Annotated in this window: 22 protein-coding genes and 1 pseudogene; 13 read left to right on the top strand and 10 right to left on the bottom strand. The window is 62.3% G+C overall.

From position 1 onward, the window contains the following. Window positions 1-110 precede the first annotated feature (110 nt). Window positions 111-557, bottom strand: a pseudogene (locus NHH88_26015) (metallophosphoesterase). Then, complete coding sequence (locus NHH88_26010; protein USX13083.1) at window positions 557-1,123, bottom strand: cysteine hydrolase; 567 nt, start codon at window positions 1,121-1,123, stop codon at window positions 557-559. The pseudogene NHH88_26015 and the gene NHH88_26010 overlap by 1 nt, the downstream one beginning before the upstream one ends. Window positions 1,124-1,267: 144 nt before the next feature. Here NHH88_26010 and NHH88_26005 point away from each other — a divergent pair, with 144 nt between their 5' ends. Together NHH88_26005 and NHH88_26000 are read left to right on the top strand one after the other, a co-directional pair. Continuing rightward, window positions 1,268-2,077, top strand: coding sequence for an AraC family transcriptional regulator (locus tag NHH88_26005; GenBank protein USX13082.1), 810 nt, complete (start codon window positions 1,268-1,270; stop codon window positions 2,075-2,077). A 79-nt stretch (window positions 2,078-2,156) separates the two neighbouring features. Beyond that, a complete protein-coding gene (locus tag NHH88_26000; GenBank protein USX13081.1) occupies window positions 2,157-2,549 on the top strand; it encodes a cupin domain-containing protein in 393 nt (130 codons plus the stop codon). Between the two features lie 31 nt (window positions 2,550-2,580). Here the strand turns inward: NHH88_26000 and NHH88_25995 are convergent, their stop codons facing one another. Then, a complete protein-coding gene (locus NHH88_25995) occupies window positions 2,581-2,937 on the bottom strand; it encodes a hypothetical protein (GenBank protein USX13080.1) in 357 nt (118 codons plus the stop codon). Window positions 2,938-3,172: 235 nt separating this feature from the next. Between NHH88_25995 and NHH88_25990 the strand changes: the two genes are divergently transcribed. Then, the gene (locus NHH88_25990) at window positions 3,173-3,592 is read left to right on the top strand and encodes a hypothetical protein (GenBank protein USX13079.1); all 420 of its coding nucleotides are present in this window, start codon (window positions 3,173-3,175) and stop codon (window positions 3,590-3,592) included. Window positions 3,593-3,647: 55 nt separating this feature from the next. Here the strand turns inward: NHH88_25990 and NHH88_25985 are convergent, their stop codons facing one another. Together NHH88_25985 and NHH88_25980 are read right to left on the bottom strand one after the other, a co-directional pair. Continuing rightward, window positions 3,648-4,190, bottom strand: coding sequence for a PEP-CTERM sorting domain-containing protein (locus tag NHH88_25985; protein ID USX13078.1), 543 nt, complete (start codon window positions 4,188-4,190; stop codon window positions 3,648-3,650). Window positions 4,191-4,440: 250 nt separating this feature from the next. Then, window positions 4,441-5,073, bottom strand: a complete 633-nt coding sequence (locus NHH88_25980; GenBank protein ID USX13077.1) for a PEP-CTERM sorting domain-containing protein — start codon at window positions 5,071-5,073, stop codon at window positions 4,441-4,443. 288 nt (window positions 5,074-5,361) lie between these two features. Between NHH88_25980 and NHH88_25975 the strand changes: the two genes are divergently transcribed. Continuing rightward, window positions 5,362-6,633, top strand: a complete 1,272-nt coding sequence (locus tag NHH88_25975; GenBank protein ID USX13076.1) for an aminotransferase class I/II-fold pyridoxal phosphate-dependent enzyme — start codon at window positions 5,362-5,364, stop codon at window positions 6,631-6,633. A 16-nt stretch (window positions 6,634-6,649) separates the two neighbouring features. Here NHH88_25975 and NHH88_25970 read toward each other — a convergent pair whose 3' ends face one another. From NHH88_25970 to ubiG, 4 genes are all read right to left on the bottom strand, one after another. After that, entirely contained in the window at window positions 6,650-7,765 is a 1,116-nt protein-coding gene (locus tag NHH88_25970) for a hypothetical protein (GenBank protein USX13075.1), read from the bottom strand. 162 nt (window positions 7,766-7,927) lie between these two features. Then, window positions 7,928-8,968, bottom strand: coding sequence for a hypothetical protein (locus tag NHH88_25965; GenBank protein USX13074.1), 1,041 nt, complete (start codon window positions 8,966-8,968; stop codon window positions 7,928-7,930). 356 nt (window positions 8,969-9,324) lie between these two features. Then, complete coding sequence (locus NHH88_25960) at window positions 9,325-10,020, bottom strand: HAD-IA family hydrolase (GenBank protein USX13073.1); 696 nt, start codon at window positions 10,018-10,020, stop codon at window positions 9,325-9,327. A gap of 11 nt (window positions 10,021-10,031) precedes the next feature. After that, on the bottom strand, window positions 10,032-10,727 hold the full coding sequence (gene ubiG, locus NHH88_25955) for a bifunctional 2-polyprenyl-6-hydroxyphenol methylase/3-demethylubiquinol 3-O-methyltransferase UbiG (protein USX17439.1): 696 nt from the start codon (window positions 10,725-10,727) through the stop codon (window positions 10,032-10,034). A 181-nt stretch (window positions 10,728-10,908) separates the two neighbouring features. Here ubiG and NHH88_25950 point away from each other — a divergent pair, with 181 nt between their 5' ends. Continuing rightward, window positions 10,909-11,829 (top strand): VirK/YbjX family protein, encoded by a 921-nt coding sequence (locus tag NHH88_25950; GenBank protein USX13072.1) that lies wholly within the window; start codon window positions 10,909-10,911, stop codon window positions 11,827-11,829. Between the two features lie 157 nt (window positions 11,830-11,986). Here NHH88_25950 and NHH88_25945 read toward each other — a convergent pair whose 3' ends face one another. Continuing rightward, window positions 11,987-12,700: an OmpA family protein gene (locus NHH88_25945; GenBank protein USX13071.1), complete on the bottom strand. Its 714-nt coding sequence runs from the start codon at window positions 12,698-12,700 to the stop codon at window positions 11,987-11,989. Window positions 12,701-13,152: 452 nt separating this feature from the next. Between NHH88_25945 and gyrA the strand changes: the two genes are divergently transcribed. The 8 genes from gyrA (at window position 13,153) to cmk (ending at window position 22,994) form a co-directional block, all read left to right on the top strand. Further along, on the top strand, window positions 13,153-15,855 hold the full coding sequence (gene gyrA / locus NHH88_25940; GenBank protein ID USX13070.1) for a DNA gyrase subunit A: 2,703 nt from the start codon (window positions 13,153-13,155) through the stop codon (window positions 15,853-15,855). 116 nt (window positions 15,856-15,971) lie between these two features. Next, entirely contained in the window at window positions 15,972-16,535 is a 564-nt protein-coding gene (locus tag NHH88_25935) for a DUF2059 domain-containing protein (GenBank protein USX13069.1), read from the top strand. Between the two features lie 18 nt (window positions 16,536-16,553). Then, the gene (serC, locus tag NHH88_25930; GenBank protein USX13068.1) at window positions 16,554-17,639 is read left to right on the top strand and encodes a 3-phosphoserine/phosphohydroxythreonine transaminase; all 1,086 of its coding nucleotides are present in this window, start codon (window positions 16,554-16,556) and stop codon (window positions 17,637-17,639) included. A gap of 117 nt (window positions 17,640-17,756) precedes the next feature. Continuing rightward, complete coding sequence (gene pheA, locus NHH88_25925) at window positions 17,757-18,830, top strand: prephenate dehydratase (protein ID USX13067.1); 1,074 nt, start codon at window positions 17,757-17,759, stop codon at window positions 18,828-18,830. A 22-nt stretch (window positions 18,831-18,852) separates the two neighbouring features. Continuing rightward, window positions 18,853-19,962: a histidinol-phosphate transaminase gene (gene hisC, locus NHH88_25920; GenBank protein ID USX13066.1), complete on the top strand. Its 1,110-nt coding sequence runs from the start codon at window positions 18,853-18,855 to the stop codon at window positions 19,960-19,962. Window positions 19,963-19,965: 3 nt separating this feature from the next. Continuing rightward, window positions 19,966-20,880 (top strand): prephenate dehydrogenase/arogenate dehydrogenase family protein, encoded by a 915-nt coding sequence (locus NHH88_25915; protein USX13065.1) that lies wholly within the window; start codon window positions 19,966-19,968, stop codon window positions 20,878-20,880. 112 nt (window positions 20,881-20,992) lie between these two features. Next, window positions 20,993-22,306: a 3-phosphoshikimate 1-carboxyvinyltransferase gene (aroA, locus tag NHH88_25910; GenBank protein USX13064.1), complete on the top strand. Its 1,314-nt coding sequence runs from the start codon at window positions 20,993-20,995 to the stop codon at window positions 22,304-22,306. Window positions 22,307-22,319: 13 nt separating this feature from the next. Then, a complete protein-coding gene (gene cmk / locus NHH88_25905; protein ID USX13063.1) occupies window positions 22,320-22,994 on the top strand; it encodes a (d)CMP kinase in 675 nt (224 codons plus the stop codon). Window positions 22,995-23,095: the final 101 nt, after the last annotated feature.

Below are 23,095 nucleotides of genomic sequence, written 5' to 3'. Positions count from 1 at the left end.
GCAAGCATTCGAATATCTAAGCACGTGAGTCATCGATTTAACGTAAATGAACAGGCCTCAAAATCGCGCCTTCATAGGTGGAGGCAGTTACCGACTCAATGTACGCACACATGTCCGCAGATAACAAGACCAACATCGATCCCGCCCAGGCGCGCCTCGATCTCGGCCGCAGTGGCCGCCGCGTCGGCCGTTTGCAGCAAGCCGGTCACGTCGCTGGCTGGCGTGCCATGGCATGCCAGCACGTCCGGCGTTATTTGTCGTACCGGCAGCAGGCCGGCGATCCACGCCAGCTCCTTCGATGTCAGCTGCGAGTGTGCAAACGTATCGCTCGCGCCCGAACCAGCGTGCAGCGCCAAAATCTGACGCTCATGATTGCCCGCTAGATGCATCCAATCCTGCGCCATCAAAAACTGCGCCGTTTCCAACGGCAGCAGCGGCCCGGACAAGCTATCGCCGATGTTGACGACGATATCCGCCCCTCGCCGCTTGATGTCCGCGGCGACCGCTTCAAGCGCCGGCAAATTGCCGTGGATATCAGAGACGAGGGCGATGCGCATCACGCAGCCTTTGCAAAACCAGCGAGCAGGTCCCGGGTATGCACGATGGTCGCGTACTCGCCGTCCAGATTGGACAGGGCCATGACGTGCACATCCTCGGCGGTTCGCGGCACGCCCGCGTAGTCAACCTTGGCGAAGGCGAAACACGCATCCGCAACGACATGGGTCGCGAAGCCGAGGTTGCCCGCCGTCCGGGCGCTGGCCTCCACCGAGTTGTTGGTGCTCACGCCGACGATGACAAGTTCGCCGATGCCGCGCACGCGCAGCCAGCGTTCCAGCCCGGTGTTGATGAAGGCATCGGGCACATTTTTCTCGACCACATGGGCATCCGGCAAAGGCGCGAACCGCTCCTGAAACTCGACCCCGGCTTGGCCGGGCCAGAACAGCGAGCCAACCGTTCTCGATATGTGGCGGACATGGACAACCGTGGCACCGGCCGTTCGCCACGCGCCGAGCAAGGCAGCGATGTTTTGTTCCGCCTCGGGGTTGTTGCGCGTGCCGGCCGCCGGATCGGCCATGCCTTTTTGCATATCGATGATGATCAGTGCCGCCGTACTTGCTTGCATAGTGTAGCTCCAGATGGGGTAACGATAGGTCGATTGTAGCTTGAGCATCGTTGTTACTACATCGGGAAAGGGTAGAATTCCAGCTTCCCCCCAACCCGACGATGAAACCCGGATGAATGTCGCCACTCTGACGAGTACCACGCCATGAGCAAGGCCAAGCCGGCCGGCGACTGGATCGTGCGCGCGCCGCCGACGAGGGGCATGGAGCGCATCGAGGCATTCTTCTGGGGCCACGGCTACGAGCCGCACCGTCACGACACGTACGCGATCGGCCGCACCCTGGCCGGCGTGCAAAGTTTCCACTACCGGGGCGGGCAGCGCCACAGCGTGCCCGGCGCTACCATCGTGCTGCACCCGGACGAGGTGCATGACGGCGAGGCGGGGACCGACGCCGGCTTCCGCTACCGCATGATGTATATCGAACCGGCGCTGATCCAGCAAATACTCGGCGGCCGGGCGCTGCCGTTCATTCAGCACGGCATCAGCGCCGATCCCCGCTTGTACGCCGCCAGCGAACTATTGTTGCGCAGCGTGGACGCGCCGCTTGATCCGCTTGAGGAGGACGACGCGCTGTTCGACCTGGCCCACGCGCTGGGCGCGGTGTCGGCGCCGCCGCGTTCAAGCCCGCCGTTCGACTACCGCGCCGCCGAGCTGGCGCGCGAGTTCATCCACGGCTCCCTGGAGCACAGCGTCACGTTGGAGGAGTTGGAGCGCCACAGCGGACGCGACCGCTGGAGCCTGTCGCGCGATTTCCGCCTGCTGTTCGGCACCTCGCCGTATCGCTACCTGACCATGCGCCGCCTGGACCTGGTGCGCTCGCTGCTGCTTCAGGGCCAGTCGCTGGTCGGCGCGGCGTTGCTCGCCGGCTTTACCGACCAGAGCCATATGACGCGCCATTTCAGCAAGACCTATGGCTTGTCGCCGGCGCGCTGGCTGAGAATGCGCGCCGGCTGACGCCCGCACAATCGTACAAGAAACGACGTCCCGTTTTGCGTACGCTGGGCACTCCCCAATCAGCAACAGGACCAATCCAATGAATACCGAGCAGACGGCGGCGCACGCCATCCACACCATCAATTTCGCTGAAAAATTCAGTTTGTTTTCCGAGCAGTGGGCACCCAAGGTGGTCGCGGAAATGAACGACTATCAATTCAAGATAGTCAGGCTGCAGGGGGATTTCATCTGGCATGCGCATGCCGCCACCGATGAGACTTTTATCGTGCTGGAAGGGCGCTTGCGGATCGATTTTCGCGACAGCCACGTGCTGGTGTCGCAGGGTGAAATGGTGGTGGTGCCCAAGGGCGTCGAGCACAAGCCGTCCGCCGAGGGCGAGGTGAAACTGCTGTTGATCGAGCCGCGCGGCGTGCTCAATACAGGCGAAGAAGAAACCAGCGACCGCACCGCCGTCAACGATGTGTGGATCTAGCCGCTGATCCAGCGGCCGGAATTCTCGAGCGTCAACGACGGATGCTTACATCGATCGATACACCCGGCTGGCGCCTGTCGTAGTATCGGACTTCCGGTTCCACATATCGCTCGACCGGGTAGTACACGCGGTCCTCGTACACCGGAATTACCTCACGATATTCCCGATGCGATGCGTATTTGGGCGGCTTGCACTTGCGCTTTTCCTTGTACTCGCCATGCTTCATTTTGCGCTCGACCTTGCAGTTGCCGTCCCAATACTCTTCCTTGAACTCGCGCCGGTCATGCCGTTTTCCCTTGCCGCTTTCGTCTTTCCAGTCGTCGGCGTAGGCGCCGGCGCTGAGCGTCAACAATGTCAGCGGCATCAGCAGTTTTGCGAAGTTGTTCATGGCGTTCCCCTTGATTCGTTTTGAGGATGGTAACCCAGGCTCAAAGCGGTCCCGGCAGCATTGTGTTAGCAAGTGTTTCAAAAATTTATTGCAGAACCACCAGCATTGCCTGGTCAAATACCCGGTGTATTATCGATCGCACGTTTCGACGAAACGTGCGTCCACATCTAACCGGGTAATTACAATGAAAAATAGACTAATAGTATTGTCCGCATTAATGGCATGCCTGTTCGCAATGACCGCCCAGGCCGCGCCCGATTGCGTCGGCGTCAAGGCGCCATTCTTCCAGAAGGCGAAGGACGTTAAATGGGTGTGGAATGCGGCGCTGAAAGCCGAGGAGAACATGGTCTGCGGCGACGCCAAGACCCCCGGAAAACCCTTCGTACAAATGCTGAAGTTCCCGCCGAACTACGTGGGCGACCGCCATAACCATCCGATCGACCGCGTGGTGATCCTGCAGAGCGGCAATTGGACATCGACCACCTACGACGGTCCCAACGGCGCGGCCGAAGCGCACGTCATGGACAAGCCGAACGACTATTATTACGAGTCGGCCAATTACGACCACAGTTTTAAAACCGGCAGCAAGGGCGCGATCATCACTGTGTTGGGTTGGGACGGTCCCAACAAGCGCAACGATCCGAACAACCAATGAAAAAGGCCCGGTGCGCTAGCACCGGGCCTTGTTTTTCAGCGCTCGAAACGCCGGATTACTTTTGCTTGCGGCGGCGGGCGACCGCGCCCATCAGGCCCAGGCCGGCGAGCATCATCGCGTAGGTTTCCGCTTCCGGAACCGGCGTGACGGCGGTGCCGGTCGAGTACAGGGTGGCGTTCGACAACGAGCCGTACTTGGTGGTGAAGCTGTCCAGGCCCATGCCGGCGTCAAAGCGGTAGAAGGCGGTGACGTTGTTCGACTTGGTGCCGGCGGCGTCTTTTACATTACCAAAGTGCATGCCGACGATGGTGTCGCCGTACAGCATTTGGCTGAAGTTGATGGTGGTGCCGGTCAGGCCCGACAGCATCGAGGTCGATGGCACGGCCGAGGTCAGGTTCACACCCCATACCGCCAGGTTCAGGTTGATCTCGGCGAGGCTCGGGTTGTTGCCGTTCAGGTTGCCATCGATGAAGCCGATGCAGCTGGCGCCGGCCACGTCGATATCGGAACCATCGCACAGGGCGGTTGCTGCCATTGCGTTGCCTGCGAACATCAGCGTTGCCAGTGCGGCGGCGGTCGAAAGTTTCTTAAAGTTCATATTATTATCCCAAGGTTGTGGAAGGCTACGTTAATAAATTGCGCGCCTGAAACAGTGTTTTGGGTTTCATTGTGCAATTCGATGTGATGGGTTGAAGCATATCATGACTTGCTATCTAAAAGACATGTTTATTTATTTTTTGACACACGTGGTTTCCCTGGGGTAACTTATGTTGTAATTTCGCGAATCGGCAATAAAAAAGGCCCGGTGCGCTAGCACCGGGCCCTGTTCTTGCGCGGAAGGCGCGCAGTTATTTTTGCTTGCGGCGGCGGGCGATCAGGCCCATCAGGCCCAAACCGGCGATCATCATCGCGTAGGTTTCCGCTTCCGGAACCGCCGTCACCGCCGTGCCGGTCGAGTACAGCGTGGCGTTCGACAAGGAGCTGAATGCGGTCGTGAAGCTGTCCACGCCTGCGCCCTGGCCTGCGTCGAAGCGGTAGAAGGCGGTGACGTTGTTTTGTTTGTTACCCAGCACGTCGGTCACATTGCCGTAGTGGATGCTGACGATAGTATCGCCGTACAACTGCTGGCCGAAGTTGATGGTGTTGCCGGTCAGGCCGGACAGCATCGACGTAGACGCCACGGCTGCCGTCAGGTGCACGCCCCATACGCCCAGGTTGTTATTGATCTCGGTCAGGCTCGGCTTGTTGCCGTTGAGGTTGCCGCTGATGAAGCCGATGCAGCTGGCGCCTGCCACGGAAATGCTGGCGCCGGCGCATGAAGTGGTTGGGGCCGGAAGGGTAATCACCGGCGTGGTGCTACCGCCGTTCCCTTTACCGTTGCCATTGTTGCCTTGGCCGTTGCCGCCGGCGGCAGCCATGGCGGCGCCTCCGGACATCAAGAGTACCAAGGTTGCGGCGGTCGAAAAAGTCTTGAATTTCATGTCAAAGTATCCCAAAAAAGAGTAAATGATTACGGTGTGATTGCGCGCCGGAAACAATTGGTTGGGTTTCTTTGAGCAAGGGGTCGTGCGATGGGATAAAGCATATCACGATTAGCTGCTGTAAAGATACTTTAATTGCTATATGACAAAATGTGTAGCAGAAGATGGTCCCTTAACGGATGCCCTTCCCGGACAAACATGCAAAATATGCATTTATAAATACGGAATGATTCGTGGGCGTGGCACTCTATTCAACTTAGGCTTGTGCGATCAATCACTGGAGGAGCGATGAAACTGGAAACCCTGGCCGTCCACGGCGGCTACAAACCGGACCCCACCACGCGCGCGGTGGCGGTGCCCATCTATCAAACCGTCGCCTACGCGTTCGACGACACCCAGCACGGCGCCGACCTGTTCGACCTGAAGGTGCCCGGCAATATCTACACGCGCATCATGAATCCGACCCAGGACGTGCTTGAGCAGCGCATCGCCGCGCTCGAGGGCGGCGTGGCGGCGCTGGCGCTGGCCTCCGGGCAGGCCGCCGTCACGTATGCGATCCAGACCATCGCCGAGGCCGGCGACAACATCGTCTCGGCCGCCACCTTGTACGGCGGCACCTATAACCTGTTCGCGCACACCTTGCCCCAGTTCGGCATCACCACCCGCTTCGCCGACGCGCGCGACCCGGCCTCGTTCGAGGGCTTGATCGACGAGCGCACCAAGGCCGTGTTCATCGAGTCGATCGGCAACCCGCTGGGCAACATCACCGATATCGAACAGATCGCCGCGATCGCCCACAAGCACGGCGTGCCGCTGATCGTCGACAACACCGTGGCCACGCCGTATCTGCTGCGCCCGTTCGAACACGGCGCCGACATCGTGATCCACTCGCTGACCAAGTATCTGGGCGGGCACGGCAATTCGATCGGCGGCGCCATCGTTGATTCCGGCAAGTTCCCGTGGGCCGAGCACAAGCAGCGCTTCCGCCGGCTCAACGAGCCGGACGTGTCCTACCACGGCGTGGTCTACACCGAGGCGCTGGGGCCGGCCGCCTATATCGGCCGCGCGCGCGTGGTCCCGCTGCGCAACACCGGCGCGGCCATTTCGCCGTTCAACGCGTTCTTGATATTGCAAGGGATAGAGACGCTGGCGCTGCGCATGGAGCGCATCGTCGACAACGCGCGCGCGGTGGCCGAATTCCTCAGTGGCCACGCCAAGGTCAAGTGGGTCAATTACGCCGGGCTTGAGCAGCATCGCGACCACGCGCTGGCGCTCAAGTATCTGGGCGGCAGGCCGTCCGGGGTGCTGACCTTCGGGGTCGAGGGCGGGGTGGAGGGCGGGGCCCGCTTCCAGGATGCGCTGCAATTGTTCACGCGCCTGGTTAACATCGGCGACGCCAAATCGCTGGCCTGTCATCCGGCCTCGACCACGCACCGCCAGCTCAACGAGGCGGAACTGGCCAAGGCCGGCGTGACGGTGGACACGGTGCGATTGTCGATCGGCATCGAGCACATCGACGATCTGCTGGCCGATCTGGAGCAGGCTCTGGCCGCCGTCTAAGGAGTCGGGCCGGGGCTTACTTCTTGTCCGGCTTGACCTTGTCGGGCACCCGCGTGACGATCACCTCGCCGTCGACGATGGTGCAGTCGATGACATGGCTGCGGGAAGCGGGCGCGTGCTGCGAGAACAGGTCGTGGTAAGGCCCGGTCTCCTCCAGGTGCAGGTCGATGCGGAAGCTCTCCAGATGATTGATCGCGTGCACCTCGCGCACCCGCTGCTTGCGCACCTCGGCCTCCTTGTCGCTGCGGCCGTGCATCTGCGGCCCCTCGAAATAGCGGATCAGCGCGCACTCGATGATGTCGATGCGGTCCTTGAGCAGCAGGTCGGCCGCGATGGCGTTCTGGTTGACCGGCATGTCCACCGGATCGCCGTCGTCGGAGATCACTTCGACGTTCATGCGCTGTATCAGCAGCAGCATGTCGTTGTCTTCGTTATGGATCTGGTGGATCTTCTGCACCGCCGGCAGGCGCCCGCGCGCCAGCCGTCCGGCCGCGTCCTTGGTCTGGCCGACGTATTGCACCTTGCTCTGGAAGCGCAGGTCGTTCTCATATTGCTGCAGCACATCGTGGATCGACAGCGCCTCGATCAGGCCGCCCCAATTGAGCGTGATGAAGCGGTCGGTCATGACCACGGACGGCTTCTTGAGCGTGGCCGCGAACGGCACCGTCAGCTCGATCGTGATGCTGTCGCGTTTTTCCTCGGCGCCGATGACGATCGGCACCGTCAGCTTGAGGGAGAAGAAACCCCAGCTGGTCTTGCCGTTGACATCGAAGCGCACGCGCGGCCGGTTGATGGCGAAATAGATCAGCCGCTTTTCCATCGTCGCTTCCAGGTCGAACTGGATGCGGCGCAGCTGGCGTCCGACCGGATCGCGGATATCGGGCCGCTCGGGGAAGCCGGCCACCAGGTCGTACCAGTGATATTTTGCGTCGGCGACAGTGACCACCCAGGTTTGCGGCGCCGTGCCGCGCTGGGGCAGCAGCGGCAACAGGTCGTCCAATGGTTCGGCCGGCGGTGCCAGGAGATCGTGGAATGGCTCCGGCGATTCGGCAAACAGCTCGCCTATGCCCAGTTCTTCGGGGCTGGGATCGGGATAGTCATCGGCGATTAGGGGTGGGTAATCGCTCGTCATGATGCGCACTCCAGGGTCTCGTTTAATTGGTCTGTTTATTGGGACTATTATTGACCACAGTATAGTCCTTCCTTGTGATATTTCCACTCGGCAATGGTGGAAAGCGGCTAATTAGTCACACATTCTCACACTCCAGGCTGGCGCGCGCGCGAGGGTGGCGGCCTAGCGTTTGCCATCCGCCGCCGGCGGAACGGGCAGTGCGGCCACCCTGGCCTCGCCATCGGCGATGAAGCAGCTCAGCAGGTGGGACGGCGCCGGCGCCACCTGGTCCGAGCACAGCGTGTCGAAATTGCCGGCCTCGGGCAGTTCGAGGTCGATGGTGAATTGCACAAGATTGTTCGCCTGCTGCACCTCGGCCACCCGCGCGCGGCCCAGCTTGCGCTCCTCCAGCGTGAGACCGCGCGCGCCGCCGTCCTCGAAATGGCGGATCAGCGCCGCCTCGACGATGTCCATGCGTTCGGCCCGCAGCGCCTCGGCAGCGCGGGGATCGGCGTTGCGCGGCAAGTCGGCGGCGTCGCCCTCGTCGCAGATCACGTGCACGTTCATGCTTTGCACCAGCAGCAGGGTGTCGACATCGTCGCCGAGCTGCGCGTGCAGTTTTTGCAGCGCCGGCAACCTGGCCCTGGACAGGCGGGCATCGGGGTCGCGGGTCTGGCCGACGTGGATCACGCGGCAGGGCGCGTCCAGGTGGTTGGGGTAGGTCTGCAGGATGTCGTGGATGGAGAACGCCTCGATCAGGCCGCCCCAGTTGAGGGTGACGAAGGTCGGCGTCAAGGTGACGGTCGGCTTTTTCAGCGTGGCCGCGAACGGCACTGTCAGCTCGATGGTCAGGCTGTCGCTGGCCTGCTCGCCGCCGACCAGCAGCGGCAAGGTCAGTTTGAGCGAGAAGAATCCCCATTGCACCGCGACTGCGGTATCGAAGCGCACGCGCGGGCGGGTGACGGCGAAGAACAGATGGTGCTTTTCGGCCACCGCCTCCAGCTCAAATTGCATGCGGCGCTGGTAGCGGCCGACCGGGTCGCGGATGTCCGGGCGCTCGGGGAAGCCGGCGATCAGATCGTACCAGTGGTAGCGGGCGTCGGCCACGGTGACCATCCAGCTTTGCGGGGCGTTGGTGTGTTCCGGCAACTGGAGGGCGTCGAAATCGGCGAACTGTTCGGGGTAGGGCTGCGGGTACGGGGCAGCCTTGGCAGGGATGATCATGATGGCCTGACGAAGAGTGGAGAAGTGTCCGCTGCTCCTGTTTCCATCAAGCGTTGATTGTTTTAATGGAAATAAGTATTTCTACGCAGTAATTCGGAGACTATACCTGTCGGCCGGTTTGAGCAACAAATTTATTCAGATGGATTCATGGAAGCGGTGCCAAGGGGTTGGAATTCACATGGGGCCCGGGCGTATGGAATACCGTGGATGCACGTAGGGCGGATTAGGCGGAACGCCGTAATCGGCCATGCATGCGCTACCGAGGCGCATGCATGGCCGATTACGCTTCGCTAATCCGCCCTACGTGTTTTAGATTGGATCAGAGGATGTGGGCCGCGCAATCATTGGCCCGGCGGTTATGCCGCCAATTCGGCCTTGTCCGCCACCGCCGAGCGCATCAACGCCAGCAGCTGTTCCGGCGTGTCGAGCACCAGGTCGGCCTGCCAGCCGAGCGGCTCGACCGGGCCGCAATAACCCCAGCCGCAGCCGATGCTCGGCATGCCGGCCGCTTGTCCGGCCTGGATATCGCGCAGGTCGTCGCCCACATACCAGCATTGCTGCGGCGGCAGTCCCAGGCGCGTGGCCGCTTCCAGCAACGGCGCCGGATGCGGCTTGGCGTGCGCCGTGGTGTCGCCGGAAATGATGCAGGCCGCATGCCCGAGCCCGATCTGCGGCAGCAGCGGATCGGTGAAACGCGCCGGCTTGTTGGTGACGATGCCCCACTGCAGCCCCGCCTCCTCGATGCCGGCCAGTAGTTCGACGATGCCGGGGAATAGCGTGCTGTGCACCGCCATCGCCGCCTGGTAGTTGTCAAAAAAACCTTCGCGCAGTTCGACGAAACCCTCGTCGCCCGGCTTCAGGCCGAAGGCGGCGCCGATCATGCCGCGCGCGCCGGCCGAGGCGGTCGGGCGCAACAGTTCATAGGCGGTCGGTTCCAGCCCGCGCACCGTGCGCAGCAGGTTGACGGCGGCGGCCAGGTCGGGCGCGGTGTCGGCCAGGGTGCCGTCGAGGTCGAACAGGATGGCGCGCGGCGCCGGGAGTGCGGTAGTCATGGGCGGGTCGATCAGAGCGGACGGGTGGTGGCAACCAGATAGTTGACGCTGGTGTCTTCGTTCAGGGAATAAATCTTGGTCAGCGGATTGTAGCCCATGCCCTTGAAACCCTTGAGATCGAGACCGGCGCTGCGGACGAATTGCGACAGTTCGGACGGCGTGATGAATTTATCGTAGTCGTGGGTGCCGCGCGGCAGCATGCGCAGCACGTATTCGGCGCCGATGATGGCAAACAGATACGACTTCGGATTGCGGTTCAACGTCGAGAAGAACACGTGGCCGCCCGGTTTGACCAGGGTGGCGGCGGCGCGCACGATGGCCGCCGGGTCCGGCACGTGCTCGAGCATCTCCATGCAGGTGACCACATCGAACTGGCCCGGCTCCTGCGCCGCCATCTCTTCGGCCGCGACCAGCTTGTAGCGCACCTGCACGCCGGACTCCAGGCTGTGCAGGTCGGCCACCTTGAGCGCTTTTTCCGACAGGTCGATGCCGGTGACGGTGGCGCCCTTGCGCGCCATCGATTCGCTCAGGATGCCGCCGCCGCAGCCGATGTCGATGACGTTCTTGCCGGCCAGCGGCACGCGCGCGTTGATCCATTCCAGGCGCAGCGGGTTGATCTCGTGCAGCGGGCGGAACTCCGAGGTCGGGTCCCACCAGCGATGGGCCAGGTCGGAGAATTTCTGTAGTTCTAATGGATCGGCGTTCATGGATGGCGTCATAGAGGGAATCGTACCGCTATTTTAAAGCAGCCGACCCGAAAGCGGCGTGTCCATGTCGGCCCGGCAATCTCCCCTTCCTTTCCTATTTGTAACGTTGTTGTCATTTATGATTGTTAAAATGCATATCATTATTTATAATTCGCAACCACTCATCAAGTAAGGACTGTTTATGCTGCAAAGTTTTATTGGCGGAAGTCTCGGCAGGTTGCCAGGCGCCCGTGTGTCGGCCTTCGGCCCGGCCCGGCGGACGCTGTCGCGCGCGCTTGGGCTGACGCTCAATTTGCGCCAGCACATCTTATTATCGCGCTTGCTGGGCCGCGCCGGCGCGTTCGATACCAAGCTGTTTTACACCGGCATCCGTTATCGTTATCTGCGCAATTATTATCTGGGCGGCGGCTTCTGCGTCCCGGGCCGGTTGCGGGTGGCGATCAATCACTACAAGGCGCTGGCGCGGCATTTCCAGCCCGGCTTCCTGCCGCTCGCGCAACGCGGACTGCACCTGTGGCGCGCCGAATATGACGGTCTGCATGTCGGAATCGAACTGCGCTTTCCCTATGTATTCAACCACGATGGCGACCTGTGCCTGATCCTGCGCGCGGACGGCGACCATGTGTATCAAATGACGTTTTCGATCGCCCCGGGCGCCGTGGTGGGCGCGTCCGAATGCCAAGTGTTGCTCGTTTCCGGCATCCAGGGCGCCCCCGGGAGGATCGAGCAGATCCGCCGCGTCACCGACACCTGCAACAATGTGGCGCCGGTGCGCATGTTGCTCATGGCCGCCGAGGCGTTAGCCGCAGCGCTGGGTATCTGTGCCGTCATCGGCATTGGCCAGAACCACATGTCTACCCCAAAACCGGGCGAGTGCGAGGGCTTTAGCTTCGATTACGACGGCTTCTGGATGGCCGCGCTGGACGCGACCGAAAGCCGCGATTTTTACCACATGCCGCTGCCGTTCCCGGTCAAGCCTATCGAGGCGGTATCGGCCAAGCATCGCGCCCGCGCCCGTCAACGCCGCGCGCAGCGCGACCTCGTCCGCCAGGACATCGAACGCCAATTGCAGGACAATCTCGCGCCCATCGTGCGGCGCTGACTTCCCCGGCGCCCCAGCGCCCGCCAGGCCCAAACCCCGCCCGGCCGCTCTTTTTCCTTCCACTCCACATCGTAGCGTCGCCTCCGGCTGTCGTGCCACGCCGGCGACAGGCGTAAAAAAACCCCGCCGTGGCGGGGTTTCGTGTGAAGCGTGCGGATTACTTGCTGGTACCGACGACTTCGATCTCTACGCGACGGTTTTTAGCGCGGCCTTCTGCAGTTTTGTTGTCTGCAACTGGCTGTTTCTCGCCTTTGCCTTCGGTGTACACGCGGTTAGCGTCGACGCCTTTGGAGATGATGTAGGCTTTGACGGCTTCAGCGCGGCGGATCGACAGCTTCTGGTTGTACTCATCCGAACCGACCGAGTCGGTGTGACCGACGGCGATGATGACTTCCAGGTTGATCGAACCCAGTTTCGAGGTCACGTCGTCCAGCTTGGCTTTGCCTTCTGGCTTCAGCACGGCCTTGTCGAAATCGAAGAACGCGTCAGCGGCGAAGCTCACTTTTTGCGCGGTTGGCACTGGCGCTGGCGCTGGGGCCGGGGTCGGTGCGGTAGGCGCTGGAGCGGCTGGCGGTGGTGGCGGCGGTGCTACGCATTTGCCGTTTTCCAGTTTTTCTGGCTCAACGCACAGTGGCAGGTCGCAACCTGGAACGGCATCGGCCGGGGTCCAGTAGCCGGTGCGCCAGCACAGGCCGAACGGGTCACGGGCGATCACGCCGCGCGAATCCTGAACGTAGGCGCTCTTAGGAGTAGCGGCCTTGATGTCTTGGGTGACTGGAGCGTACGGTGGAGCGGTAGGGGTAGGGGTCTGGGCGATTGCCGAGCCGGCGAAAGCTGCCGACACGGCCAACATCGAAATAAGTTTTTTCATATTTTTCTTCCTTTCGGGGGTGATATCCGCAGAAAAACTGCGCGACGTATATTACGTGGGCCGAATTCTACCACGCAGGGGCGTCACGCCTGTCTCCCGATTGCGAAACGAGCAATTAACTTCTGAACCATTTTGCCACAAGCGATCCGGCGGCGTGAAAGGGCGCCAACATGGCGCTGATTCGCGTCCGACCAAAATGTTGTTTTGTTGCAACGTGATTGTCGATAATAATTGAGTAATGTGTCATCAATATTACATGGTGTTACAACGCGTGAGGCAGCGCACACAAGGCATGGGTGCTGGGCTGCCGGCCAATTTGTGTTAGTTGCGCGGCCCGCATGCTAAAATCGCACGCTTGCCCTTCCAATTAGGATAGGAAGGGCAGGAGTGCAGTAAGTGCGGCATACATTGCTTAAAAGATAACCCACAGTCAAAGATCAGTCGACCCGCCAATGGATCAATTCGCAAAAGAAACAATCCCTATTTCCCTCGAAGAAGAGATGCGCAAGAGCTACCTCGATTACGCGATGAGCGTGATCGTGGGCCGCGCCTTGCCTGACGTGCGCGACGGCTTGAAGCCGGTGCACCGCCGGGTTCTGTTCGCGATGCATGAAATGAACAACGTGTGGAACCGTCCCTACGTCAAGTGCGCCCGCGTGGTCGGCGAGACGATGGGTAAGTACCACCCGCACGGCGACGCCTCGATTTACGACACGCTGGTCCGCATGGCGCAGGACTTCTCGCTGCGCTATATGCTGGTCGACGGCCAGGGTAACTTCGGCTCGGTCGACGGCGACGGCGCGGCGGCGATGCGATACACCGAGTGCCGCCTCGACAAGATTTCCGCCGAGTTGCTGGCCGATATCGACAAGGACACCGTCGACTTCCAGCCCAACTACGACGGCAAGGAAAAAGAGCCGACGGTTCTGCCGACCCGCATCCCCAACCTGCTGATCAACGGCTCGTCCGGTATCGCGGTCGGTATGGCGACCAACATCCCGCCGCACAATCTGCACGAAGTGATCGCCGGCGCACTGCATGTGCTGCGCAATCCGACCTGCACCATCGACGAGCTGATCGAGCTGATCCCGGCGCCGGACTTCCCGACCGGCGGCACCATTTATGGCGTCTCGGGCGTGCGCGACGGTTATCGCACCGGCCGTGGCCGCGTGGTCATGCGCGCCAAGACCCACTATGAAGAGTACGGCAAGGACGGCGGCCGCACGGCCATCATCGTCGACGAGCTGCCGTACCAGGTCAACAAGAAGTCGCTGCTCGAGCGTATCGCCGAGAACGTGCGCGACAAGAAGCTCGAAGGCATTTCCGACATCCGCGACGAGTCCGACAAGTCGGGCATGCGCGTGGTCATCGAGCTGAAACGCGGCGAAGTGCCGGAAGTGGTGCTCAACAACCTGTACAAGCAGACCCAGTTGCAGGACACGTTCGGCATGAACATGGTGGCGCTGGTCGACGGCCAGCCGCGCCTGCTGAACCTGAAAGAAATGCTGCAGTGCTTCCTGTCGCACCGCCGCGAAGTGGTCACCCGCCGCACCGTGTTCGAACTGCGCAAGGCGCGCGAACGCGGCCACGTGCTGGAAGGCTTGGCGGTCGCGCTGGCGAACATCGACGATTTCATCGCCATCATCAAGGCCGCGCCAACCCCGCCGGTCGCGAAAACGGGCCTGATGGAACGTTCGTGGGATTCGTCGCTGGTGCGCGAGATGCTGGCCCGTACCGGCGAAGGCGACACCATCGGCGGTATCGACGCCTTCCGTCCGGAGCACCTGCCCAAGCACTACGGCATGCAGGCCGACGGCATGTACAAGCTGTCCGACGACCAGGCGCAGGAAATTCTGCAAATGCGCCTGCAGCGCCTGACCGGCCTGGAACAGGACAAGATCGTCAACGAATACAAAGACGTGATGGCCGAAATCGCCGACTTGCTGGACATCCTGGCCAAGCCGGAACGCGTCACCACCATCATCACCGACGAGATGACCCACGTGGTCAACGAATTCGGCGACCGCGCCAAGGATCCACGCCGTTCGAACATCGAGCATAACGCCACCGATCTGGGCACCGAAGACCTGATCACGCCGCAGGACATGGTGGTGACCCTGTCGCACACCGGCTATATGAAGGCGCAGCCGATCACCGAATACCGCGCGCAAAAGCGCGGTGGACGCGGCAAGCAGGCCATGGCGACCAAAGAGGAAGACTGGATCGACCAGCTGTTCATCGCCAACACGCACGATTACATCCTGTGCTTCTCCAACCGTGGCCGCATGTACTGGCTCAAGGTGTGGGAAGTGCCGCAAGGCTCGCGCAACTCGCGCGGCAAGCCGATCGTCAACATGTTCCCGTTGGCCGACAACGAGAAGATCACCGTCATCCTGCCGCTGTCGGGCGAGAACCGGACCTTCCCGGAAGACCACTACGTCTTCATGTCGACCAGCCTCGGTACCGTGAAGAAAACGCCGCTGAAGGACTTCAGCAATCCACGCAAGGCCGGCATCATCGCGGTCGACCTGGACGAGGGCGACTTCCTGATCGGCGCCGCGCTGACCGACGGCGAGCACGATGTCATGCTGTTCTCCGACTCCGGCAAGGCGGTGCGCTTCGACGAGAACGACGTGCGTCCGATGGGCCGCAACGCCCGTGGCGTGCGCGGTATGAACCTCGACGAAGGCCAGCGCGTGATCGCGCTGCTGGTGGCGGAAAACGAGCAGCAGTCGGTGCTGACGGCAACCGAGAACGGCTTCGGCAAGCGTACGCCGATCATCGAGTACACCCGTCACGGCCGCGGCACCAAGGGCATGATCGCGATCCAGACCTCCGAGCGTAACGGCAAGGTGGTGGCGGCGACCCTGGTCACGCCGACCGACGAGATCATGCTGATCACCACCGGCGGTGTGCTGATTCGCACCCGCGTGGCGGAGATCCGCGAAATGGGCCGCGCCACGCAAGGCGTGACCCTGATCGCGGTCGAAGACGGTACCAAGCTGTCCGGCCTGCAGCGCGTGGTCGAAACCGACATCGACGAAGTCGAGCTGGAACCTGGTCCGGACGGCAAGCCTGTCGATGCACCCGTGACGGACGCTCCGGCGGACGACAAGGTGGACGACACTCCAGCGGACGACAATCCGGCGGAATAAGCGCAGCAAACAAAGCCCCGGTCGCAGTGTCGGACCGGGGCCGGCGGGGCCAGGGTTTATTTCGCGGATTAATGCGACAATAAGACTGGCCCCGTTGTCATTTCAAGAGAGAATTCATGAAAAAAATCGTAGCAGCCGTCGTTTCCGCCTTCGCCCTGGCCGGCGCCGCACCGTCGTTCGCGCAAACCGCCGCGCCGGCGCCAGCCGCCGCCATCGACCCGGCCACCCTGGCCGCCTCGCAAGAGCTGTTCGAGGCGATGAACCACCGCGCCATGATGACCGGGATGATGCGGCAGATGACGCAGGGGATCGCGCAATCGATGCGCGCCGGCGCCGAGGCGGGCATCAACAACAATCCGAAGCTGAACGCCGATCAGAAAACCAAGGCGCTGGCCAAGATGGAGGCTGAACTGCCTGGCGTCATCAAGACCATGCAGGACGTATTGAACGATCCTAAATTGATCGACGAGATTCTGGCCGAGACGGTGCCGATCTACGCGCGCACTTTCAGCGCGGATGAACTGAAACAGATGACCGCTTTCTATCGCACGCCGGTTGGCGCCAAGATGCTGGCCTCGATGCCGCAGTTGATGGCCCAGGGCATGCAGGTGGGGCAGCAGGTGGTGAGCCGCCGCATGGGCCCCGTGATGCAGAAAATGCAGCAAGAAGGCAAACAGTAATTACGCAAAGGATCCACAGTGACTCACATCTATAACTTCTCCGCCGGCCCTGCCGTGCTGCCGAAGGAAGTGCTGGCGCAAGCCGCCGCCGAAATGCTGGACTGGCATGGCAGCGGCATGTCGGTGATGGAGATGAGCCACCGCGGACCGGAGTTTATCTCGATTTACAAGGCGGCCGAGCGCGACCTGCGCGAGCTGCTGGCAGTACCGGACAATTACAAGATCTTGTTCATGCAGGGCGGGGGCTTGTCCCAGAACGCCATCATTCCGTTGAATCTGGTCGGCCACAAGCCGCAACCAGCAACCATCGATTTCATCCATACCGGTTCGTGGTCGGGCAAATCCATCAAGGAAGCGGCCAAATACGCCAACGTCAATATCGCCGCGTCGTCGACCACCGGCGTGCCGCCGCAGTCGGAGTGGAAGCTCACCCCCGGCGCGGCCTACGTCCACATGTGCACCAACGAGACCATCGACGGCATCGAGTTCGACTTCGACACCGGCCTGCCGGCGTCGCAGCCGGACGTGCTTCTCGTGGCCGACATGTCGTCGCATATTTTGTCCCGCCAGATCGACGTCTCCAAGTACGGCGTGATTTTCGCCGGCGCGCAAAAGAACATCGGCCCGGCCGGCGTCACCATCGTCATCGTGCGCGACGATTTGCTGGGCAAGGCGCTGCCGGCGTGTCCGTCGGCGTTCGACTTCAAGCTGGTCGCCGACAACGACTCGATGTACAACACGCCGCCCACCTACGGCATCTACATCGCCGGCCTGGTGTTCCAGTGGCTGAAGAAGAACGGCGGCGTCGCCGCCATGGAGAAGGTCAATATCGCCAAGGCGGAGCTGCTGTACAAGGCGCTCGACGTCGACGATTTTTACCAAACCAAGGTGGCCAAGGAAAGCCGCTCGCGCATGAACATCCCGTTCTACCTGAAGGACGAAAGCCAGAACGAAGCCTTCCTGGCCGGCGCCAAGGCGCGCGGCCTGCTGCAGCTCAAGGGCCACAAGTCCGTCGGCGGCATGCGCGCATCGATCTACAACGCGATGCCGATCGAGGGCGTACAGGCGCTCGTGAATTACTTGAATGAATTCGCGGGCCGATGATTGAGCCCTAACGCCAAACCCGGACAGGCGGGGTCGTACCCCTTGGGGTACGACCCCAGTGTGCCGCAGTGCGGGTTGAACAGTGCCGCAGACGATAGCTGACGAATTGACGATACCATGACAGATAAACTTACCCCTTTACGCGAGCAGATTGACGCCATCGACGCGCAAATCCTCGACCTGCTGAACCGCCGCGCCAAGGTGGCGCAGGAAGTCGGCCACGTCAAAGCCGAAACCAACGCCCCCGTGTTCCGCCCCGAGCGCGAAGCGCAGGTGCTGCGCGGCGTAGCCGACCGCAATCCCGGCCCGATGGGAAACACGGAGATGCAAACCATCTTCCGCGAGATCATGTCCGCCTGCCGCTCGCTGGAAAAGCGCGTCACCGTCGCCTTCCTCGGCCCGGCCGGTACCTACAGCGAACAAGCGGTCTACCAGCAGTTCGGCACCGCCGTCGACGTGCTGGCCTGCTCGTCGATCGATGAAGTGTTTCGCGCCACCGAGGCCGGCACCGCCGAATTCGGCGTGGTCCCGGTCGAGAATTCGACCGAGGGCGCCATCGGCCGCACACTCGACCTGCTGCTGCATACGCCGCTGACGATCAGCGGCGAAGTGGCCATCGCCGTGCGTCACAGCCTGCTCACGGGCACCGGCAACATGGACGGCGTCACCGCCATCTGCGCCCACGCGCAGGCGCTGGCGCAGTGCCAGATCTGGTTGAACAATAACTACCCGGACGTCGAACGCCGCGCCGTCTCGTCCAATGCCGAAGCGGCCCGCATGGCGCGCGACGACCACTCGATCGCCGCCATCGCCGGCGAGCGCGCCGGCGTGCGCTACAGCCTCGGCACCGTCAAGGCCAACATCCAGGATGATCCGCACAACCGCACGCGCTTCGCCGTCATCGGCCATCTGCAAACCGGCCCGTCGGGCAAGGACCGCACCTCGATGGCGCTGGCCGCGCCGCACCGCGCCGGTTCGGTGTATCGCCTGCTTGGATCGCTGGCGCAGAACAACGTGTCGATGACCCGCTTCGAATCGCGCCCGGCCCGCAACGGCAACTGGGAATACTATTTCTACGTCGACGTGGAAGGCCACATCCAGAACGAATCCGTGGCCAAGGCGCTGGACGAGTTGCAGAGCAATGCCGCTTTCTTCAAGGTGCTGGGATCGTATCCCGTCAGCCTGACCTAACTAAATAAAACAGAGACAGAACATGACCAAGAACTACGGACCAGAATACGTTAGAGCCATCGCCCCTTACCAGGCGGGCAAACCGATCGCCGAAGTCGCGCGCGAATTCGGCCTTGATGAAGCCTCGATCGTCAAACTGGCGTCGAACGAAAATCCGTTCGGCGTGCCGGAATCGGCGGTGCAGGCGATGACCGCCGCCGCCACCGATCTGGGACGCTACCCGGACGCCAACGGCTTCGAGCTGAAAGCGGCGCTGTCGAAGCGCTACGACGTGCCGGCCGACTGGATCACCCTGGGCAACGGCTCCAACGACATCCTGGAGATCGCCGCCCACGCCTTCGTCGAGCGCGGCCAGGCCATCGTCTACTCGCAGTACTCGTTCGCCGTGTACGCGCTGGCGACGCAGGGCGTCGGCGCGCGCCATATCGTGGTGCCGGCCCAGGCCTACGGCCACGACCTGCCGGCCATGCTGGCGGCCATCGACGCGGATACGCGCCTGGTCTTCATCGCTAACCCGAACAACCCGACCGGCACCTTCATCCCGGCCGCAGACATCCAGGCCTTCCTGGACAAGGTGCCGGCGAATGTGGTCGTAGTGCTGGACGAGGCCTACAACGAATTCCTGGCCGAGGAAAACCAGTTCGAATCGGCCGAGTGGGTCAAGAAGTATCCCAACCTGCTGGTGTCGCGCACATTCTCAAAGGCCTACGGCCTGGCGGGCCTGCGCGTCGGTTTCGGCATAGCCCAGCCGGCGCTGACGGACCTGATGAACCGCATCCGCCAGCCGTTCAACGTCAACTCGATGGCGCAGGCGGCGGCCATCGCGGCGCTGAACGACAAGGACTTCCTCAAGCGCAGCGCGGCCAACAACGCCGCCGGCTACCTGCAGTTCACCGAGGCGTTCACGCAGCTGGGACTGGAGTTCGTGCCGTCGTACGGTAACTTCGTGCTGGTCAAGGTCGGCAACGATCCGGCGGCCGGCTCGCGCGTCAACCTGTCGTTGCTGAGGCAGGGCGTTATCGTGCGCCCGGTCGGTAACTATGGTTTGCCGGAGTGGCTGCGCGTGTCCATCGGCCTGCCGCAGGAAAATGCGGTGCTGATCGCCGCGCTGACCAAGGCGCTGGCGGAGTAGGGCATGTTGAACAAAGTCGTCATTTTTGGCGTTGGCCTGATCGGCGGATCGTTCGCGCGCTCGCTGAAGAAGGCCGGCGCCGTCGGCAGCGTGGTCGGCATGGGCCGTTCTACGGCCTCGCTGGCGCGCGCCAAAGAGCTGGGCATCATCGACGTCATCGGCGGCGCCGGCGACGAGGGCATGGCCGAGGCGTTGGAAAACGCCGATCTGGTGCTGCTGGCGGCGCCGGTGGCGCAGACCGAGGCGATTCTGTCGGCAATCGCGCCGCACCTGCAGGCGGGCACCGTGGTCACCGACGCCGGCAGCACCAAGTCCGACGTCGTCGCGGCCGCGCGCCGCGCCTTGGGTGGCAAGGTGTCGCAGTTCGTGCCGGGTCATCCCATCGCCGGACGCGAAACCAACGGCCCCGAGGCGGCTATCGACGATCTTTACGTCGGCAAGAAGGTGGTGCTGACGGCGCTCGACGAGAACGCGGCAGAAGATGTGGAACGCGTGGCCGCCGCCTGGCGTGCCTGCGATGCCGTCATCCATCGCCTGTCGCCGCAAGAACATGACAAGGTGTTCGCCGCCGTGAGCCATTTGCCGCATTTGCTGGCATACGCCCTGGTGGACGACATCGCCAACAAGCCGCATGCGGATTTACTGTTCCAGTATGCGGCGAGCGGTTTTCGCGATTTCACAAGGATCGCCGGATCGTCGCCGGAAATGTGGCGTGACATCAGCCTGGCCAACCAGTCGGCGCTGCTGACGGAGCTGGACGCCTATCTGGCACAATTGACGGGCCTGCGCGCCCGTCTGGCCGCTGGCGACGGCGCCGCGCTGGAGAGCGTGTACGGCAACGCCCAGCGCGCCCGCCACCAGTGGATCACCGCGATCGAGGCGGCCGAAGCGCCGCCTTCAAAAGACAAAGCAGAATAGGCGGCGCTGTAACCCTAAGACGATGGGGTCGTACCGGACTGGGTACGACCCCGGTTCGCCGCAGTGCGGGTTTTGCAGGTGCTGCACATGCACGTAATTTAAAGGATTCATCATGAGTAACGAGTACATCGATCTTCAACCCGTCCCCCACGTCGAGGGCGCGGTGCGCCTGCCAGGCTCGAAGTCGATTTCCAACCGCATCCTGCTGCTGGCGGCGCTGTCGCAAGGCGACGTCGCCATCGTCGACCTGCTGGCCTCCGACGACACGGCCGTCATGCTGGCGGCCCTGCGCTCGCTCGGTGTGCAGTGGACCGAAGAGAAAACCGCCACCGGCACCATCCACCACGTCAAGGGCGTGGCGGGCGTGCTGCCGAATAAATCGGCCGATCTGTTCATGGGCAACGCCGGCACCGCGATCCGTCCGCTGACCGCAGCGCTGGCCGTCATCGGCGGCGACTACAAGCTGCACGGCGTGCCACGCATGCACGAGCGCCCGATCGGCGACCTGGTCGACGCGCTCAACGCCGCCGGCACCGACGTCGAATACACCGGCAACCCGGGCTTCCCGCCGCTGCACATCAAGCAGGGCAAGATCCACGCGCAGCGCCTGTCGGTGCGCGGCAACGTCTCGAGCCAGTTCCTGACCGCGCTGCTGATGGTGGCGCCGTTGATGGCGACCGAACACGCGATCACCATCGACGTGGAAGGTGAGTTGATCTCCAAGCCGTACATCGAGATCACCCTGAACCTGGTGCGCCGCTTCGGCGTGAAGGTGGAGCAGGACGGCTGGAGCTCGTTCACCGTGCAGCCGGGCCAGGTCTACCAGTCGCCCGGCACCATCCATGTCGAGGGCGACGCCTCGTCGGCGTCGTACTTCCTGGCGGCGGGCGCCATCGCCGGCGGTCCCGTGCGCGTCGAAGGCGTGGGCCGCGATAGTATTCAGGGTGACGTGCGTTTCGTCGCCGCGCTGGAGCAGATGGGCGCTCAGATCACCATGGGCGACAACTGGATCGAGGCCAAGTCGAACGGCGTGCTCAAAGCCATCGACGCCGACTTCAACCACATTCCCGACGCCGCCATGACCATCGCGGTGGCGGCGCTGTATGCCGACGGCACCAGCACCTTGCGCAACATCGCCAGCTGGCGCGTGAAGGAGACCGACCGCATCGCGGCCATGGCGACGGAGCTGCGCAAAGTCGGCGCCATCGTCGAGGAGGGGCCTGACTATATCAAGGTGACGCCGCCGTCCGTGATTTCGGCCGCCACCATCGACACCTACGACGACCACCGTATGGCGATGTGCTTCTCGCTGGTGTCGCTGGACGGGGCCGCGCGCAAGGGCAACGTCATGCGCATCAACGATCCCAAGTGCGTCGGCAAGACCTTCCCTGAATACTTCGCGGCGTTTGCCGCGATTGCTAAATAAATAACTGAGCAAAATGGTCACATCCCAAATCCCAGTCATCACCATCGACGGCCCGACCGCATCCGGCAAGGGCACCGTCGCGCACCGCGTTGCCGATAAGCTCGGCTTCCATTACCTGGATTCGGGCGCCCTGTACCGCTTGACGGCGCTGTCGGCCCTGCGCCGTGGCACCGACCTGAACGACGAGCACGCGCTGGCCAAGCTGGCCGAGCACCTGCAATGCAGTTTCCAGGGCGGCGACATCATTTTGTCGCAGGAAAACGTCACCGACGCCATCCGCGCGGAAGAGGTGGGCAATACCGCTTCAAAAATTGCAACGTTCCCGACCGTGCGCCACGCGCTGGTGGGGCTGCAACTGGGTTTCCGCAAGGCGCCCGGCGTGGTGGCGGACGGGCGTGACATGGGCTCGGTGATCTTCCCGCACGCCGTGTTGAAGGTGTTTTTGACGGCGTCCGTCGCGGCTCGGGCCGATCGCCGTTATAAGCAATTGATTGGCAAGGGAATTTCTGCTAATATGGAAGACCTACTGATGGATTTGCAGGCGCGGGACGACCGGGATACCCACCGGGCCATCGCGCCGCTGGTGCCAGCGGAAGGGGCGCATGTGCTGGATACATCCAATATGACCGCTGATCAAGCGGTCGAACAGGTGTTGCAGTGGTATGCGGCAGTGGGCAAGCCCCACTGAAAATGTAGTAAAGGCGGGTCCGGCAGGACGAGTTAGTAGTTACTCACTAATCACTTGCTGGACTTTGATCAACCTTAACCCAACTGAAGTCGCATATCGCG

This window comes from Oxalobacteraceae bacterium OTU3CAMAD1 (assembly GCA_024123915.1).
Taxonomy (GTDB): domain Bacteria; phylum Pseudomonadota; class Gammaproteobacteria; order Burkholderiales; family Burkholderiaceae_D; genus Rugamonas.
This window is presented reverse-complemented; position numbering and strand designations above follow the sequence as displayed.

Coding starts and splice junctions, on each gene's coding strand:
- NHH88_25915 (USX13065.1), top strand. CDS start 19,966: ATGTTGAACAAAGTCGTCATTTTTGGCGTTGGCCTGATCGGCGGATCG.
- NHH88_26010 (USX13083.1), bottom strand. CDS start 1,123: ATGCAAGCAAGTACGGCGGCACTGATCATCATCGATATGCAAAAAGGC.
- NHH88_25985 (USX13078.1), bottom strand. CDS start 4,190: ATGAACTTTAAGAAACTTTCGACCGCCGCCGCACTGGCAACGCTGATG.
- NHH88_25990 (USX13079.1), top strand. CDS start 3,173: ATGACCGCCCAGGCCGCGCCCGATTGCGTCGGCGTCAAGGCGCCATTC.
- NHH88_25950 (USX13072.1), top strand. CDS start 10,909: ATGCTGCAAAGTTTTATTGGCGGAAGTCTCGGCAGGTTGCCAGGCGCC.
- gyrA (USX13070.1), top strand. CDS start 13,153: ATGGATCAATTCGCAAAAGAAACAATCCCTATTTCCCTCGAAGAAGAG.
- NHH88_25980 (USX13077.1), bottom strand. CDS start 5,073: ATGAAATTCAAGACTTTTTCGACCGCCGCAACCTTGGTACTCTTGATG.
- NHH88_25960 (USX13073.1), bottom strand. CDS start 10,020: ATGACTACCGCACTCCCGGCGCCGCGCGCCATCCTGTTCGACCTCGAC.
- NHH88_25945 (USX13071.1), bottom strand. CDS start 12,700: ATGAAAAAACTTATTTCGATGTTGGCCGTGTCGGCAGCTTTCGCCGGC.
- cmk (USX13063.1), top strand. CDS start 22,320: ATGGTCACATCCCAAATCCCAGTCATCACCATCGACGGCCCGACCGCA.
- hisC (USX13066.1), top strand. CDS start 18,853: ATGACCAAGAACTACGGACCAGAATACGTTAGAGCCATCGCCCCTTAC.
- NHH88_25935 (USX13069.1), top strand. CDS start 15,972: ATGAAAAAAATCGTAGCAGCCGTCGTTTCCGCCTTCGCCCTGGCCGGC.
- NHH88_25995 (USX13080.1), bottom strand. CDS start 2,937: ATGAACAACTTCGCAAAACTGCTGATGCCGCTGACATTGTTGACGCTC.
- NHH88_25975 (USX13076.1), top strand. CDS start 5,362: ATGAAACTGGAAACCCTGGCCGTCCACGGCGGCTACAAACCGGACCCC.
- pheA (USX13067.1), top strand. CDS start 17,757: ATGACAGATAAACTTACCCCTTTACGCGAGCAGATTGACGCCATCGAC.
- NHH88_26005 (USX13082.1), top strand. CDS start 1,268: ATGAGCAAGGCCAAGCCGGCCGGCGACTGGATCGTGCGCGCGCCGCCG.
- NHH88_25970 (USX13075.1), bottom strand. CDS start 7,765: ATGACGAGCGATTACCCACCCCTAATCGCCGATGACTATCCCGATCCC.
- aroA (USX13064.1), top strand. CDS start 20,993: ATGAGTAACGAGTACATCGATCTTCAACCCGTCCCCCACGTCGAGGGC.
- NHH88_26000 (USX13081.1), top strand. CDS start 2,157: ATGAATACCGAGCAGACGGCGGCGCACGCCATCCACACCATCAATTTC.
- ubiG (USX17439.1), bottom strand. CDS start 10,727: ATGAACGCCGATCCATTAGAACTACAGAAATTCTCCGACCTGGCCCAT.
- NHH88_25965 (USX13074.1), bottom strand. CDS start 8,968: ATGATCATCCCTGCCAAGGCTGCCCCGTACCCGCAGCCCTACCCCGAA.